Below are 17337 nucleotides of genomic sequence, written 5' to 3'. Positions count from 1 at the left end.
TCTTTTATAAAAACATACATGAGCGCATCGCATAAAAACTTACATAGTAAGTTGTCTATAGGGGGTTTATTGATAACATTAGGGATTATTTATGGGGATATTGGTACTTCTCCATTGTATGTAATGAAAGCCATACTTGGTGAGTACGCCATTAATTCTGATATTGTTCTGGGTGGAATTTCTTGTGTTTTCTGGACCTTGACTTTACAAACTACCATAAAATACGTACTTATTACCTTAAGCGCTGATAATCATGGCGAAGGTGGTATTTTTGCACTTTATGCACTAGTCAAAAAGACTAAAATTCAATGGCTCATCGTGCCCGCCATAATTGGAGGAAGTGCCTTGCTTGCTGATGGAATTATAACACCGCCAATTTCGATATCTTCAGCAGTAGAAGGAATCAGGGCGTTTTATCCTACTATGCAAACCCAGACAATTGTATATATTGTTATCGGAATTTTATTCATATTATTTACCATTCAACAATTTGGGACCAAGCTGGTTGGAAAGTTTTTTGCTCCAATGATGCTTATCTGGTTTGCCATGTTGGGAACTCTTGGAACTATCCAGATTATAAATCATCCGGAAGTAATAAAAGCGGTAAATCCTTATTATGCTTACCATTTATTATCTATTCATCCTGATGGTTTCTTCGTTCTTGGTTTTGTATTTTTATGTACAACTGGTGCAGAAGCTTTGTACTCTGACATGGGACATTGCGGAAGAAAAAATATTAGAATCAGCTGGATTTTTGTAAAAACTACTTTAGTATTAAATTACTTTGGTCAGGCAGCTTATTTAATCCACCACGAAGGAAGCACTTTGCAGCAATTAGGCGGTGAAAACGGAAATCCTTTTTACCTCATCATGCCACATTGGTTTCTTCCGTTTGGTATTGTGGTTGCAACTTTAGCAGCGGTTATTGCTTCTCAGGCGCTTATTAGTGGTTCATTTACTTTGATAAACGAAGCAATGCGATTGAATTTCTGGCCAAAAGTAAAAATCAAATATCCTACTGAAGTAAAAGGACAATTGTACATTCCGTCGATTAACTGGTTATTGTTTTTTGGTTGTGTCGGAATCGTTTTGCATTTCGAAAAATCAGGTAACATGGAGCATGCTTATGGTTTAGCAATCATTTTATGCATGATCATGACTACTATTTTACTTAATTATTATTTAATAATGAAACGAGTAAAATTGTATTTGATGGTTCCGCTTATTACAATTTATTTATTGATAGAATTTAGTTTCTTAATTGCTAATATTACCAAATTTGCCGAGGGTGGTTATGTAACTTTAATCATTGCAATGCTGCTGATTTCGATTATGACAATCTGGTATCTGGCTAAGAAAATTAATAAAAGCTACACTAAAATCATTAAAATTGACGATTATAAGAAAGTATTAATGGAGTTAAGCGAAGACTTATCTATTCCTAAATACGCAACGCATTTGGTATACATGACCAATGCAAACCGCGTTGATGAATTAGAGGAAAAAGTAATCTATTCGATATTGCAAAAACGTCCTAAAAGAGCTGACATTTATTGGTTTGTACATGTAAACATTCTTACTGAACCATACAAAACACAATATAAAGTTACTGAGATTGCGAAAGACGATATTTACAGAATCGATTTTAACTTAGGATTTAGAGAACCTACAAAAATCAATTTAATGTTTAGAGAAGTAATTCGTGATATGGTAAAACGTGGCGAAGTAGATATTACCAGCCGTTACGAATCATTAAACAAAAACAATATCATTGGTGACTTTAAATTTGTATTATCTGAGAAGTTTTTATCGAATGATAATGATTTAAGATGGCACGAAAATATCATCATGAACTCTTATTTCTTTATCAAGAAACTGAGTTTGTCTGAAGAAAGAGCCTTTGGTTTAGATAGTAGTTCGGTAAAAATAGAAAAATTCCCAATGGTGCTTCACGCTCCGGAAAACATCGGATTAACCCGAATTATAAAATAAAATCAATTCAAAACACATTCAAAAAACACTCTTTTAAACTTTATTAGAGTGTTTTTTTTCTTTTTAAAGGAAGTTAAAACAACAATCAAAATTAAAAATTTAACTTTCAATCAATTAATAGTACCTTTGCAACTCAAATATTTAAAATGAGATTACACAGAAATTTAGTTTATACTACCATCGATTCTTTAAATGCTATTTTCAATGAAGGAGAATATGCAGACAAAGTGGTAGCAAGAGCATTAAAAAAAGACAAACGTTGGGGAAGTTCTGATAGGAAGTTTGTTGCTGAAACGATATACGAAATTGTTCGTTGGAAACGATTATACGCAGAAATTGCCGAAGTAAAAGAACCTTTCGACAGAGAGAACCTATGGAGAATGTTCGCAGTTTGGGCAGTTTTAAGAGGATATCCTATTCCGGATTGGAAACAACTGGAAGGAACTCCTGAAAGAAAAATAAAAGGACGTTTTGATGAACTTTCTAAAATCAGAGCATTAAAAGAATCTATTCCGGACTGGATGGATGAATTGGGTGTAAAAGAATTAGGCGAAAAAGTTTGGGCTACAGAAATTGCTGCTCAAAATCAACCTGCAAAAGTTATTTTAAGAACTAATACACTTAAAGGAACTAAAGAAAGCCTGAGAAACACGTTGATGGATTTGAATATTGAAACTGAATATTTAAAAGATCAACCGGAAGCTTTAGTTTTAAAAGAAAGAGCAAATGTATTTTTGACAGACGCTTTTAAACAAGGACTTTTTGAAGTTCAGGATGCAAACTCACAATTAGTTGCCGGTTTTATGGATGTAAAACCTGGAATGCGTGTTGTTGATACTTGTGCCGGAGCTGGAGGAAAAACATTGCACATTGCTTCTTTAATGGAAAACAAAGGACAATTGATTGCAATGGATTTGTATGAAAGCAAATTGAAACAATTAAAATTAAGAGCAAAAAGAAATGGCGCTTTTAATATTGAATATCGTATTATTGACACAACAAAAGTGATCAAAAAATTGCACGAAAAAGCGGATCGTGTTCTAATTGATGCGCCATGTAGTGGTTTAGGAGTTCTAAAAAGAAATCCTGATGCAAAATGGAAATTAAAACCTGAGTTTATTGACAACATTCGTAAAGTTCAGGCAGAAGTTTTAGAAAGCTATTCTAAAATTGTAAAACCAGGCGGAAAATTAGTTTATGCAACTTGCTCTGTTTTACCATCTGAAAATCAGGAACAAGTAGAGAAATTCTTAAAAACCGAAATTGGTAAACAATTTACTTTCATAAAAGATCGTAAAATTTTAGCTTCTGAGTCTGGTTTCGACGGATTTTATATGGCATTGTTAGAACGTAAAGATGCAGTAATAAAAGAATAATTCTATATTACTTGTAAATAAAAAGCCTTTAGATTTATTTTCTAAAGGCTTTTCTTTTTTTCACCATATAAGTTCATTTAAAGTATTGTGTCCTAACGTAATGTATAATCCCTACGGGACATTTTTTGTTTGTCTTTATTTTTTTTCTACCAACCTTTAACTCCTAGCGGAGTATTCCACATAGTACTCATGTAATGCTTTCAAATATAAAAAACTACAAGAAAATTATCTCTTAGAGATTAAATATTGGTAAAAACCCACAACAAAAGCGAACGATTGTTCCGTAGGAACTACACCACTATTTTTTAAATGAACTTACATAACTTATATGGTAAAAAACTACGCCAAACTAGGCTTACGCAATAACTTTCCATTTTCATTTTCTTTAAATTTTGGAACAAAAACAATCTCTTTTGGTTTTTCATATTTGTCTAAAACATCAAAGAAATCATTCGCAAAATCTTGTTTTTCTCCTTCAATAACTAAAATTAATTTTTCGCCCAAAGTTGTATCCGGAACTCCGGTAACAAAAAATCTTGTGCTGATTTTTCCATTCAGCTTTGCTTCTATCTGTTCTGGAATGAGCTTTACTCCTCCACTATTCACTACATTATCTATTCTTCCTAAAAACATGAACTGATTTCCTCTAATTATTTCAACCAAATCATTAGTAACAATTGCATCTTCAGAAATAGTTGGAACAGTAACAACCAAACATCCGCGGTGATCTTGTGCGATTTTTACATTTGGCAAAACGGTAAAAACATTCTCTCCTACCTTTTTTGCAGCAATATGAGTAATTGTTTCAGTCATACCATATGTCTCGTAGACTTCTGTTTTTATTAATGGTAAAACTTTTTCTTCGAGAGAAGCATCCATTTTAGCTCCGCCAACTATTAATTTTTTAATGTTTTTTAAAGCATCAATAGAATTCTGAACTTGCAAAGGCACCATTGCCACAAAATCATAACTTTTTGTATTTAAAGCTAATGGCTGTGTACTTGGTTCTACAATATCCAGTTCAAGTCCTAAAATTATACTTCGTACCAACATCATTTTACCTGCAATAAATTTTACAGGCAAACAAAGTAAAGCTTTATCTCCAGGCTCTAATTTAAAAAAATCACCCGTGGCCAAAGCAGACTGAATCATGGCTTGCTTTTCTAATTGTACTAATTTTGGTAATCCGGTTGTTCCGGAAGTTCTCATTTCGATATATTCTTTATCATCGAACCAATCCAGCAAAAATTCACCAATCGCCTGTTCGTTGCCATCACCTTCTTTTATATAATCATAAGCAACACGGCGCAACTCCTCTGCGTTTAAATGAAAACCATTTATCTTAAAATAATTGTGAACATTTTTATGTGTTAATTTTGACATGATATTATTAATTTGAAATTTCTACAACATTTATTTTCCCCGTTAATTTTTCTTTCCAGTTTGTCCACTTGTATTTTTTACTAAAAATAAAAAGCAAAATAGGATAAATCACTACAATAGGAAGTATTACATCGAGTCCTGCTGAAGGATCTGACATGTCTTTGAAAAGAGAATGAGTCTGAAAAACTGACCAGTCTGAAGTAACTAACAAGGCACCAACCAAATTATTGGCGGCATGAAAACCTAAGGCAAGTTCTATACCTTCATCCATAAGGGTAATAACTCCTAAAAATAATCCTGTACCAATGTAATAGATCATAATAATATAACCCATTTTTGCCACTTCAGGATTAAAAACGTGCATGGAGCCAAATATAAGCGATGTCATCAATAGCGGAAACCATCTGTTTTGCGCCAAATTTGCAAATCCCTGCATCAAATAACCTCTAAAAACATATTCTTCGGTACTGGTTTGTATCGGAATCAAAATAGATCCTACACCAACTAAAGCTAAAAAAGGAAGTAATTTAAAATTCCAGATGAAATTCTCAGGAGATTTTAGATAAACAGCCAGAAAACTCAAAACAGAAAAGAAGGACCATAGAAAAAAAGAAAAACCTATACGTTTCCAATCTACTTTATTTCTGGATGTTGTAATTGATAAAAATGTCTGATGATGCAAATATTTTACCACATAATAAATTCCCGCAAGTGCAAAAGCAAAAGAAATCATTACTAAAAACAAGGTCATATTGGGCTCGAATATTTTCATAACCGCAGCATTATCAGTTGGAAAAGTCTCTTTGCTAATAAAAGTTTTACATAAGACTGCAACCGAAAAAGGAATCTGACCAATAAATGATGCAATAATGATTAAAACGGATCCTATAAGATATAGCCAAAATTTATTGTGAGGTTTAATTCCTTGTTCTAAAAACATATTTATAATAATTTAAAAATGAGAATTCGATTTGATAAGTAAATCTTATTTTTGGTCTTGCTAAAATACCGATTTTTTAGTTTAATTATCTTACAACACTTTAAATTTAGTAAAATGATACAAATTTACCATAATCCTCGTTGCGGAAAATCAAGAAATTGTCTTGCCTTTATTGAACAGACAAATCAGGAATATGAAATAATTCCCTATTTAACAGAAACTCCGAGTTTTGATGAATTGAAAAAACTTTTAGAAAAACTAAATCTTCAACCAATTGAATTAGTTAGAATTAAAGAAAAAATATGGATTGAAAATTACAAAGGAAAAGAACTAACAAACGACCAGATTATTCAGGCTATGATTGAAAATCCAATTTTGATAGAACGTCCAATTGTAATAAAAGACGGAAAAGCAATCATAGGCAGGGATTTAGATCGTGTCGCTTCTTTTTTAGACTGATTATAAAGAAGCTTATTAACATATTTTTGTGATTTTCCTCTTTAAACCAAAAGCTACATTTGCGGTCTAAAAAGTAATTGAAACCAAAAATAACAATGAAAAAAATCAAATTTGCTGTATTGCTTGTATTCTTTCTTACAAGTTTTTACAACTATGCACAACAGGAACCACCTGCCAAAAATAAGGTAAAAGTAACGGGAAAAGTTTTCGAAAAAATAAGCAAACAACCCCTTGAATATGCAACAATTTCTATCACTGCGCCAAATGACACTAAAGTTATTGCGGGCGGAATCACAAATCCCAAAGGAGAATTTGATGTAGCGGTTGCGCCGGGAACTTATGATATAAAAATTGAATTTATTTCGTTTAAAGCGACTGAAATCAAAGCAAAAAATATTCAGGAAGACACCAATTTAGGAGTTGTAAATTTATCTGAAGATGCAGCACAATTAAATGAAGTTGTTATACGTCAGGAAAAATCGACTGTAGAAATAAAACTGGACAAAAAAGTATACAATGTTGGTCAGGATATGATGGTAAAAGGCGGAACTGTAAGTGACGTTTTAGACAATGTACCATCTGTTTCTGTTGATACAGAGGGAAATGTAAGTTTAAGAGGAAGTGATAATATCAGAATTTTAATCGATGGAAGACCTTCAAACGCTATAAATGTTGCCGAAGCTTTACGTCAGCTTCCAGCCGATGCTATTGACAAAGTAGAAGTAATTACAAATCCATCTGCGCGTTATGATGCCGAGGGTGGATCAGGAATTATCAATATCATTCTTAAAAAAGGAAAAAACCAAGGTTTTAACGGAACTTTTATTGCCTCAACAGGTCTTCCGGAAACTTATGGAGCAAGTGCAAATTTGAATTATAAAACAGAAAAACTTAACTATTTTACAACTGCCGGATATAACTACAGAACAAATGAAGGAGCAGGTTTAACTAACTCTGAATATTTTAATCCGGACGGAACGACTAAAAATTTCCTTGACGAAGATCGTGATACCAAAAGAACCAGAGAAGGTTTTAACGGTAGAGCTGGTATTGAATGGACTGTTGCACCAAATACATTCTGGACAAATGCCATTAATTACCAAAAAAATACTGGTGAAGACAGAGATTTAATCAATTATAATAACTTTGACGCCGGTCGTAATTTTACCGGTTCAACTTATCGTTTAAATACCGGAGATACCGGAAGTGAAAACGTAGAATATACTTCGAACTTAATTAAAAACTTCAACGATAAAGGTCATAAATTAACGGCTGATTTATCGATTTCAAGAAATACTGATGATAGTAATAGTGTTATTACAGGTTCTGACGATTTTAACAATACACTAAACAATCAAGTTCAGAAACAAGTACAATTACAAGCTGATTATGTTTTGCCATTAGGAAAAGGAAGTCAGTTTGAAGCTGGATACAAAGGAAGTTTTGGAGATTTGAATAACGAATATTTTGTTCGTGATGATCAGGGAGAAGCACTTCCTAATTTATCAAATACGTTAGAATACAAAGAAAACATCAATGCACTTTATGCTTCATATGGTTTTAAAGTAAACAAATTCTCTTATTTATTTGGTTTACGTTGGGAAGACACAAACATTCAGGTTAACTTATTAGACACGAACGATTTTAATACTAAAAAATACAACAACTTATTTCCAAGTGCATTTATTAGTTACGAAATCTCAGATCAAAGTAATTTTACAGCAAGTTACAGCAAGCGTTTATCCAGACCAAGAGGACGTTTCATGAATCCTGCGGTAAATTATTCAAGTAACATTAATATCTTTCAAGGAAACCCAGACTTAGATCCATCGCTTACAGATAAATACGATATAGGATTTATCAAACGCTGGAACAAAGTAACCTTTAATACCTCAGCATATTTTGAAGACACAAAAGATGTTTTCAGTTTTGTTCGATCTCCTACGGGTGAAGACGTAAATGGAATTCCTGTTATTTTGAGCAGACCTATTAACTTAGGAAAAGAGCAAAAATTTGGTTTTGAATTTACATTAAATTATACCGCGTTTAAATGGTGGAAATTAAACAGTAACTTCAATTTTTACAATGTAAAAACAACTGGAGAAAACAGTTATACAGATGCTAATGGTTTACTTGTAGTACAAAATCTGGACAATCAGGCAAATTCTTGGTTTGCCAGAATCAACTCAAAAGTAACTTTACCATACAAAATCGACTGGCAATTAACCGGTATGTATAACGGAGAGCAAAAAACAGCACAGGGTAAAAACTTAGGTCAGTTTGGTATGAATACAGCTTTGAGCAAAGATGTCCTAAAAGACAAAGCTACAATTGCTTTTAATATTAGTGATGTTTTCAATTCAAGAATCATGAAATCATACACCTATCTTGAGAACCAAACTTCTTATGGAGAAATGCAATTTCGTAAACGTCAATTCAACTTATCGTTTACCTATCGTTTTAATAAAGCTAAAAGCGATAGAGAAAAACCAACAACACCTAAAAATGAAGGTGACGGCGGAGGAGAATTTCCTGGATAATCTTCAACAAATAACTTATAAGAGGACTCGTGAAAACGGGTCCTTTTTTTATGAGTTAAAAAACATAAAGCATAAAAAAAAGGACTCGTAAAACGGGTCCTTTTTTTATGAAGTCAATTTAAAATTAAATTGCTTGTTCTTGTTTCTTTTTTGCTCTTTTCTCTTTGATAAGTTCCCAGCTTGCTCCCGTAACCCAATAAGATACGAAACCAACTAAGAAAAACATCAACCAAAACCCTATAGTTAGTATGGTCAAGAAAAGTAAAAAGCCTAAGTACTGTGAAAATTCAAACATGTTTTCCGGAATTTTTGAATGTAAGCACAAATGTATGTTTTATATTTTTCGTTAGCAATAAAAACCAAATCAATTTTTATAAAATCACAATAATCCGTATATTTAAACTCATTTTAAATAAGGGATTTTTTCGATTATTATTTAACTATCTAAACTGTAAGAACATGAGTATTTTCAGGAGCTATTTCCCGCTATTCGTTACAATCTTTTATGATTTTTAAAGAAAAAACATAAAAGGATTTCCACTTCTATCGGGGCTAGGATATACGTTTTTATAAGAAATTTTAAGCATCAGAATCTTAACAGACTTTTAAAATGAACGAATAAGAGAAAAAATCCGTCTTAATCTGCGTCTTTACGAAGTAAATCAGCGTCATCTGCATTCTATTTATACCAATAATCAACAATCCACATTTCAAATAATAATATATAACAACTCACATAAATAAAATAAAATGAAATACAGAATAGAAAAAGACACGATGGGCGAAGTTCAGGTCCCGGCAGATAAATATTGGGGCGCACAAACAGAACGCTCCCGAAACAATTTTAAAATTGGCGCTTCGGCATCAATGCCACAAGAAATAATCGAGGGTTTTGCTTATCTTAAAAAAGCTGCCGCTTACGCCAATGCTGATTTAGGAGTTCTTCCTGCCGAAAAACGTGACGCAATTGCTGCAGTTTGCGACGAAATTTTAGCCGGACAATTAAAAGACGAATTTCCATTAGTAATTTGGCAAACCGGTTCAGGAACCCAAAGCAATATGAATGTCAACGAAGTTGTTGCCAATCGTGCACAAGTTTTAAAAGGATTCAATATTGGCGAAGGCGAACCTTTTATTAAAGCCAATGATGATGTCAACAAATCACAATCTTCAAATGACACCTTCCCCACTGCGATGCATATTGCAGCATACAAAATGGTAATCGAAACCACTATTCCGGGAGTAGAAAAACTTCATGCTACTTTATCAGCAAAAGCAAAAGAATTTAAAGATGTTGTAAAAATTGGACGCACGCATCTTATGGATGCTACGCCACTAACTTTAGGACAGGAAATTTCAGGATATGCCGCTCAACTATCTTTTGGATTAAAAGCATTAAAAAATACTTTATCACATTTATCTGAAATCGCTCTTGGCGGAACTGCAGTAGGAACCGGATTAAATACTCCAAAAGGATACGACGTAAAAGTTGCAGAATATATTGCGAAATTTACGAACCTGCCTTTCGTTACTGCCGAAAATAAATTTGAAGCTTTAGCAGCACACGATGCCATTGTAGAAACTCACGGAGCATTAAAACAACTGGCTGTTTCGCTTAATAAAATAGCAAACGATATTAGAATGCTTGCTTCAGGACCACGTTCCGGAATTGGAGAAATTCATATTCCAGAGAATGAGCCAGGATCTTCTATCATGCCGGGAAAAGTAAATCCAACGCAATGCGAAGCCTTAACCATGGTTTGTGCACAAGTTATTGGTAATGATATGGCAATTGCTGTTGGCGGAATGCAGGGACATTATGAACTGAATGTTTTTAAACCCGTAATGGCGTCAAATTTTCTTCAATCAGCACGTTTATTAGGCGATGCCTGCGTTTCATTCGACGAACATTGCGCTCAGGGAATTGAACCTAATTACAAACGAATCAAAGAATTGGTAGACAATTCGTTAATGCTGGTTACAGCTCTAAACACAAAAATAGGATATTATAAAGCTGCCGAAATCGCTCAGACTGCACACAAAAACGGAACTACTCTAAAAGACGAAGCTGTTCGATTAGGTTACGTAACTCCGGAAGATTTTGACGCCTGGGTAAAACCGGAGGAAATGGTGTAAGTTAATTATTAGTTGTTAATTATTGATGATTGATTATTAAAAAGCCCTGCAATTTTTATATTGCAGGGCTTTTATATTTTTTATAACAGTTATATAGTTTGACTCTGCCTTGGGTAAAAGAACATCGTATTCCAAAAACAATTAACCATCAATAATTAACCATTAACAATCAACAATAATACTTATTTCCCGTCTACATAATCTTGCAGATAACTAAATCTTTCCGTTAGCTTTCCTTTTTCTGTTACTTTTGATCGTTCTAAAATTCCATCTTTATCTCCGTTAAAAAAGGCAGGAATAACATGTTCCATAAATTGTTCTCCAAAACCTTCGCTAGCATCTTTTGGGATCTCGCATGGCAAATTATCAACTGCCATTACTACAACTGCCGCCGGGTGAAAAACCTCAACTTCTCTGTCTTCTAAAGGAAAATAACCATAAATAGGCTCTTCAATTGTAGAAGAACGCAAAGTACAGGCGATTGGTCCTTTTACATCACAAGAAATATCAGCAACCACTTTTAGTTTACAATCACTGGCATTCAGCATTTCTCTGGTTAAAATCATTGGAGCTCCAGTAGCATAAAAATGTCCTGCAAAATAAATATCAGAAACTTTGGTGAATTTTTCAAAGTCAGAAACATATTCATTCGGATGTGCTACGAAATCATTAAAATCTATAATTTCACCGTCTTTTCGTTTGTTGTATTCTAAAACATCTAACTGAACGTAAACTGGTTGTGTATAATTTTTAGTTAAGTAATTCTCAACCGTAATTTCTTTTACCTTTATGGCATCCAGAATTTCTTTTGCACCATTCCCTACTTTTCCGGTTCCGGTTACGACAAATTTTAATGCTGGTAAATTAAGACGTTTCAAATGCGTAATTAATGCATCTTTTCCGTCAAGAGATTCTGCTTTAGGCAATTTAAACAATTCGAATTTTATTCCAAAAGCACGAATTCCGTTATAAACACCAACCATTCCGGCATATTTTCCAAAACCAATTAAACGACGATTTTGATCATCAACAATTGTTTCATGATCATAGAGATCAATATTTTTTTCTAAAATTGCTTTTATTAATTTCTGATTATAAGGCTGTTTCTTTATAGTATGAGAAAAAAAGAAATACGCTTTATTTGGAATCAAATTTTCTACAGGAACTTCTTTTACACCAAATAATACATCACAATCAGAAACATTATCTGTAACCGTAATTCCCAAACTTTTATATTGAACATCCGAAAAAATCCTAATATCCGAACTTTCTACCTCAACAACCGCATCGTGGTATGTTTGTTTAAGTTTTGCAAGCTCACTTGGTGAAAATACAACACGTCTGTCCGGCGGACTTTTTCTTTCTTTTATAATTCCAAATTTCATTTATATCAGATTAAAATAATTATTAATATAACTTTTTAAGTTCAATTTGTTTCAAATATAACAAATTTAGTTAAAGTTTTGTTGTTAAAATACAATTTAGAATACTTACAAACCGTTAGGAGCTGACTTACAATCAACTAATTAAACAAAGTCTTAATTTTTTGTTAAAAAAACCTTTTCCTTTATCGAAAAAAGCCAAAACATAAACATTGAATTCTATATATTTGTTTTTAAAGAACGATGAAAATGATTTTCCTTAAAAAAACAAAGATACCACAAATACTTTTCTCAATACTAGTTTTGAGCTCTTGTGGTAATGACAAAAAGACTCAAAAAAATACAACTCCTGAAGTCGAAGATACTTTACCTAAAATGAAACCATTAGGTCCGGAAACTAAGATTTCGCAAGCCTATATAAATTCAGTAACTGGACGAATAAATCATTTTTATGTTAAAAATTGGCCAAACAACAGTATGAACGGAAGTTTTTTAGTGGCTAAAAATGGTCAGATTATTTTTGAAAGATATAATGGTTTTGCCAATAAAAACGAAGGAACTAAAATTACGGCAGAAACACCTGTACAAATTGCTTCTGTAAGCAAAGTTTTAACGGCAACGGCAGTTTTAAAATTGGTAAATGCCGGCAAAATCGATTTAGACCAAAAAGTAAATACAATACTGAAAACATTTCCGTATGAAGATTGCACGATCAGAATGCTTTTAAGCCATCGTAGCGGAATGCGTAATTATGCCTATTTTACAGATCATGACAAAACTGTTTGGGACAGACACAATCAACTTACCAATAAAGATATCTTAGACATTCTGGCAACAAAAAATGTAGGTTTAGAATCAAGAACAGGAACACGTTTTAGTTATTGTAACACAAATTATGCAATGCTTGCGCTTATTATCGAAAAAATTACGGGGCTAAGTTATAAAGAAGCTATGTCTCAAATGATTTTCAAACCTTTGGGAATGACGCATACTTATGTTTTTGATGATGACAAGGAAAGAAAAAAAATTGTTCCTTCTTATAAAGGCAATGGTGTAGAGATTGGTTTTGATTATCTGGATAATGTTTACGGAGATAAAAACGTTTTTTCTACGGTACGAGATCTTTTAAAATTTGACAGAGCCAGAAATGCTCCTGGCTTTTTAAAACCGGAACTTTTAAAACAAGTTTATGCAGGCTATAGTAACGAACGTAAAGGAACAAAAAATTACGGTCTTGGTATTCGAATGATCAATTGGGATTCCGGACAAAATTATTACTTTCATAACGGTTGGTGGCACGGTAATACCTCATCGTATATCCCGCTTATGAAAGAGCATGTTACTATTATTGCTTTATCAAATAAAATGACCAGAAACACTTATGCGGTGCGTAAACTGGCTCCAATTTTTGGTGATTATCCGTTTAAATTTAAAGATGAAGAATAATATTATTTTTCTGTAAATTTTATTACGAACCTAACTTCAAATAGTATAAATTTGCAAACTCATTTTTGGGGTCGACTGGTTTTGACAGCAAGTCGAATTGAAAAGTAAGCACGTCGAGCATTGAGACCTTGCTCGTAAATATAAGATCTTACAATTTTACACGGCGAAAATAACTACGCTTTAGCTGCATAATCCGAATTATAGTAAGATTAAGCCACGTCCCTATCAGATAGGGAAGCTGGATTCTCCTTGAAAGCCTTGGTTTGTGGCGGTCAGTACAGGGGAACCGTAAAAATAGACCTAGATTTCCATGAGCTTCGGGTGGATATCGAAATTAAGAAGATAAGTGTTGAGTGGTTGTTCCTGACCTAGCTTAACAACGAAAATCCAATCAGGAAATAAACGTGTAGAAAGCTCTTTAGTTGCTTGTTTGGACCCGGGTTCGATTCCCGGCGACTCCACAAAAAAAATCGCAATCACCTATAATAATGGTAATTGCGATTTTTTATTTTCTAAATTAGCCGACATCTAACCGACAAGTTTTTTTATTAATATGATTTTATGCAATATATGCATTAAACTAAGCCTCTTACTTACTATTTTGTGGTAATTCAAAAGTAAAATAAATCCTTTGTATAATAGTTGACATTTTTTGATATTGTTTTTCATTGTCTTTTCTTTCGATATCTCCAACAGTTAAATGAAGCATTAACGATTCTTTACTCGTTTCATTATAAATATATCCCTCTAACTTTCCTCCTCTGATACGAACTAATGCAAATCCACCGCCTATAAATATTTGTGCAAGGTTTGAATTTAAATGCTTATCTAAAGCTTCAATACTATAGGTTGGTGTTGGACTAAACTCTATATTAAGTTTTAGATCTTTACTGTCGGGTCTATTTACAAAGTCATAATTAGTTTGCCTTAATAATTTTAACGTTTCCTCCATAATTTCCCTAATTAACCAATTACTTAGAATCGCTTGAGCAAACTTATGATCACAAAAATCAAAAATGCGATCTTTAGGTCCCACACCCTCAGCAAATTCATACAATAAAATAGCGACTGTATCTTCGTAACTTGTTTCAAACAAGGACTTCTTTTGGTTATCACTTAGCTTATCAACTCCCGGGTGAAGACGTTTTGCAAATTTAACTAATGCTTTTTCAGCTATTTCATCCCGCATATGGTTAACTTCTTTCCCGATGTTATCTACTGTTTTACCAACTTTTTCCTCTATCTTATCTACTGTCTTATGTACTTTTTGACCTATTTTTTCTTGTAATTTTTCTCTTATTTCGTTAATATCATCATATAATTTTTTAATTAAATCAAAATACTCCATATCATAAGGCTCATGTGGTCTTTGTATTTCAACCTCTTTCTTGATTTCATTGTAAAGTTTTAATAAATCATTAGAAACTACATTATTAAAACTCTCTGACGAATTATTAATTTCTTCGCTTATGCTTCTCACAGAGTTCTTTATTTCTGCAATAATACTTATTAAGGAGGTTTTAATTTCTTTCTTAATATTAACTGCTGACTTTTTAATTTCTTTCTTTGAAATATCTTTTAAATCATCAATAATTTTATCAACTTCATGTGAACCATCAGACTTTTTATTAAGCTTATTGTTTATTCTAATCAACCTCTGTAACAGCTTATATTCTTTTAGATGTTTTGGTTTTTCTTTTACTGCTAATTCTTGGTCAATTCTAAAATATTCTGTAGTTTTTATACTTCTTTCAAAAGGTTTTTCAAGTATTTTATCAAGAGTATCAACTTTAAAAGTATCGCTCAGCTTTAAATAATATAACTCTTTTACCATGATCTGTCCAAGTTTTACCCTGTCATCGTATTTTGCAAAATTGAAAGTTATCTTTTTGTTTGTAGTAAAATATTTTTCCATGATATCTTCTATTATATCCGGAGCCATCCAAATTGTAAAATTGTCATTAATCTCTCTAACAATAGTGTCAAATTCTTTATTTCCTGTTGTTGACGATACTTCGTCTAAGGATTTTTTTAGAAAACTATTGTTTAAATCTTTAAAAGATGAATTTATATAATCCTGAACTAGAGTCTGTTCAAATTCTACCAGTTTAAAATCTAATTCTTCCTGAGATAAATTTTCAAAACTTTGTTTATTTCCTTTAGCATCGATAAATTCTCCACTCAATCTTCCCTTACCTTCTAAAAGTAATTTTACATTATTCATATTATCAGCAAACAAATATTTATTTCCTCCCTTTAAGAAATCATCCGTTTTATCAGTTAAGAACCAAAGATTTACAGGCATTTCTGGTCCTCCTAATGCCATTTCCCCATCTATCGCAGTTAAAATAGACCCCATTGTTACTCGTGCCGCAGCATCAAACCATTCAGATATTATGCCTTTAGTTTTTAAATAAGCATCAACGAATTGATAATAAGCGTGACGCTGCGCAATTGTATGGTATAAATAATGCTGCCCATTTAGGGTATTATATAAGGAGGCATCCCAGAAAGTAGATCCTTCTTTGGTTGGATTAATTCTATCATAATCATACCATTGGCCTATTTTTAATGGGGCATAATTCCAAAATATATCCATTCCTATTTCACCTGTACCATACTTAATCTCTATGTCATCCAACAACGTTCCTGACCAGATGAAATACATGTCTTCTAGTCCAATGTTAGGATACATTTTTTGAGGACTTAAATTGGGATATACTATTTTTTGAGTTTGTATGGTTACTTTTCCAGGTAAATTAGGGAAAACTGATTTTAATAGTAAGAATAATTCATCATGTTCTGAAAATAGCTTTTGAATATTTATATCAGGATTTTTAATTTCTTTAATCATCCTATTATAATATACTCTCAAATTTTCATTCGTTTCTTCATCTGATAATTGCAATAATTTCAAAATCATTAATTCACTTACATCTCCCCAATTTATATTAGTAATTGCAGGCTCATCAATTGTAGCGAGACGCCATTTTTGCAATCCAAAATACATTTTTGAAAAAAGTTCATGATCCTTTTTACCATTAAAATCCTGAGCAGTGGCTCCTTTTTTAAAAGCCTTAGTAATCTGTCTCCAATATGCTATTTCTTCAGTATTTTTTATTGCAATAGCAGCATCTAATTTCTTTTTAATTTCTGCCTTAATAACTTCTAAAGTAGGTTCGTTGCTCTTTGTTTGAGGTATTTCTAAGGTTTGATTTGCAGCCACACCCGCATAGGTTTGCGTGGTAATGCCGCTACTGAAGTTTAGCGTATTATTTTCTGCTCCCAATCTCGGAGGAGTAATGTTGCCTGATACGGAAGAACCCATTGTTATTATTCCATTGTTATCAGTAACGCCTCCTCCGATTAGAGCAGTTGAAGTTGTTTCTCCGAAAACCGAAGAAGTATTGCTATCCGATGTTGCTGTTTTTTTAATAGTTTCAGCATTGGTATTGGCAGCGCCCTCTTCGATTGCGGTAGTATTTTGATTATTTTGCTCTTGCCATTCCTGCATGATATCTTTTTGCTGGCTCATTTCTTTTGAGACTTTGGCTAACTCTTTTATAATTGCTTTGGTCAGTTCTTCTGAGCTTTTTATATCAGCAGTATTTTTTATTGAAAGATCGAAATTGTGAATTGAATTTTTACTCATCGCTAGGGGTTTTTCTGAGTGTAAAAGTAAT

The 17337-nt window shown here is 32.7% G+C and carries 11 protein-coding genes and 1 other RNA gene; 7 read left to right on the top strand and 5 right to left on the bottom strand.

Annotated features, from left to right (window positions below; translation table 11 throughout):
- The first annotated feature begins 18 nt into the window (after positions 1–18).
- Together ASF10_RS19430 and ASF10_RS19425 are read left to right on the top strand one after the other, a co-directional pair.
- On the top strand, positions 19–1992 hold the full coding sequence (locus tag ASF10_RS19430) for a KUP/HAK/KT family potassium transporter (protein ID WP_056252917.1): 1974 nt from the start codon (positions 19–21) through the stop codon (positions 1990–1992).
- A gap of 146 nt (positions 1993–2138) precedes the next feature.
- The gene (locus tag ASF10_RS19425) at positions 2139–3368 is read left to right on the top strand and encodes an RsmB/NOP family class I SAM-dependent RNA methyltransferase (RefSeq protein WP_056252915.1); all 1230 of its coding nucleotides are present in this window, start codon (positions 2139–2141) and stop codon (positions 3366–3368) included.
- Between the two features lie 339 nt (positions 3369–3707).
- Here the strand turns inward: ASF10_RS19425 and ASF10_RS19420 are convergent, their stop codons facing one another.
- Together ASF10_RS19420 and ASF10_RS19415 are read right to left on the bottom strand one after the other, a co-directional pair.
- Positions 3708–4751, bottom strand: coding sequence for an AMP-binding protein (locus tag ASF10_RS19420; RefSeq protein WP_056252910.1), 1044 nt, complete (start codon positions 4749–4751; stop codon positions 3708–3710).
- Between the two features lie 7 nt (positions 4752–4758).
- Positions 4759–5691, bottom strand: a complete 933-nt coding sequence (locus tag ASF10_RS19415; RefSeq protein WP_056252907.1) for a CPBP family intramembrane glutamic endopeptidase — start codon at positions 5689–5691, stop codon at positions 4759–4761.
- Between the two features lie 114 nt (positions 5692–5805).
- On the opposite strand from ASF10_RS19415, the gene arsC reads away from it, so the two are divergent.
- A complete protein-coding gene (gene arsC / locus ASF10_RS19410) occupies positions 5806–6150 on the top strand; it encodes an arsenate reductase (glutaredoxin) (RefSeq protein WP_056252904.1) in 345 nt (114 codons plus the stop codon).
- A gap of 95 nt (positions 6151–6245) precedes the next feature.
- Complete coding sequence (locus ASF10_RS19405) at positions 6246–8690, top strand: outer membrane beta-barrel family protein (protein WP_056252901.1); 2445 nt, start codon at positions 6246–6248, stop codon at positions 8688–8690.
- Positions 8691–8814: 124 nt separating this feature from the next.
- Here the strand turns inward: ASF10_RS19405 and ASF10_RS24140 are convergent, their stop codons facing one another.
- Positions 8815–8985, bottom strand: coding sequence for a hypothetical protein (locus tag ASF10_RS24140; protein ID WP_055095973.1), 171 nt, complete (start codon positions 8983–8985; stop codon positions 8815–8817).
- 455 nt (positions 8986–9440) lie between these two features.
- On the opposite strand from ASF10_RS24140, the gene fumC reads away from it, so the two are divergent.
- On the top strand, positions 9441–10826 hold the full coding sequence (gene fumC / locus ASF10_RS19395) for a class II fumarate hydratase (protein WP_056252899.1): 1386 nt from the start codon (positions 9441–9443) through the stop codon (positions 10824–10826).
- 182 nt (positions 10827–11008) lie between these two features.
- On the opposite strand, the gene ASF10_RS19390 is transcribed toward fumC, so the two are convergent.
- Positions 11009–12211 (bottom strand): NAD(P)-dependent oxidoreductase, encoded by a 1203-nt coding sequence (locus ASF10_RS19390; protein WP_056252896.1) that lies wholly within the window; start codon positions 12209–12211, stop codon positions 11009–11011.
- Positions 12212–12451: 240 nt separating this feature from the next.
- Here ASF10_RS19390 and ASF10_RS19385 point away from each other — a divergent pair, with 240 nt between their 5' ends.
- Together ASF10_RS19385 and ssrA are read left to right on the top strand one after the other, a co-directional pair.
- Complete coding sequence (locus tag ASF10_RS19385; RefSeq protein ID WP_056252891.1) at positions 12452–13654, top strand: serine hydrolase domain-containing protein; 1203 nt, start codon at positions 12452–12454, stop codon at positions 13652–13654.
- Positions 13655–13721: 67 nt separating this feature from the next.
- Positions 13722–14118, top strand: a transfer-messenger RNA (tmRNA) gene (gene ssrA, locus ASF10_RS23985).
- 125 nt (positions 14119–14243) lie between these two features.
- Here ssrA and ASF10_RS19375 read toward each other — a convergent pair.
- The gene (locus tag ASF10_RS19375) at positions 14244–17306 is read right to left on the bottom strand and encodes a hypothetical protein (RefSeq protein ID WP_056252886.1); all 3063 of its coding nucleotides are present in this window, start codon (positions 17304–17306) and stop codon (positions 14244–14246) included.
- Positions 17307–17337: the final 31 nt, after the last annotated feature.

The sequence above is a fragment of the Flavobacterium sp. Leaf82 genome (assembly GCF_001422725.1).
In the GTDB taxonomy this organism is placed as follows: Bacteria; Bacteroidota; Bacteroidia; order Flavobacteriales; family Flavobacteriaceae; genus Flavobacterium.
The sequence above is the reverse complement of the archived record's forward strand: the minus strand, read 5'-3'. Positions and strand labels throughout refer to the sequence as shown.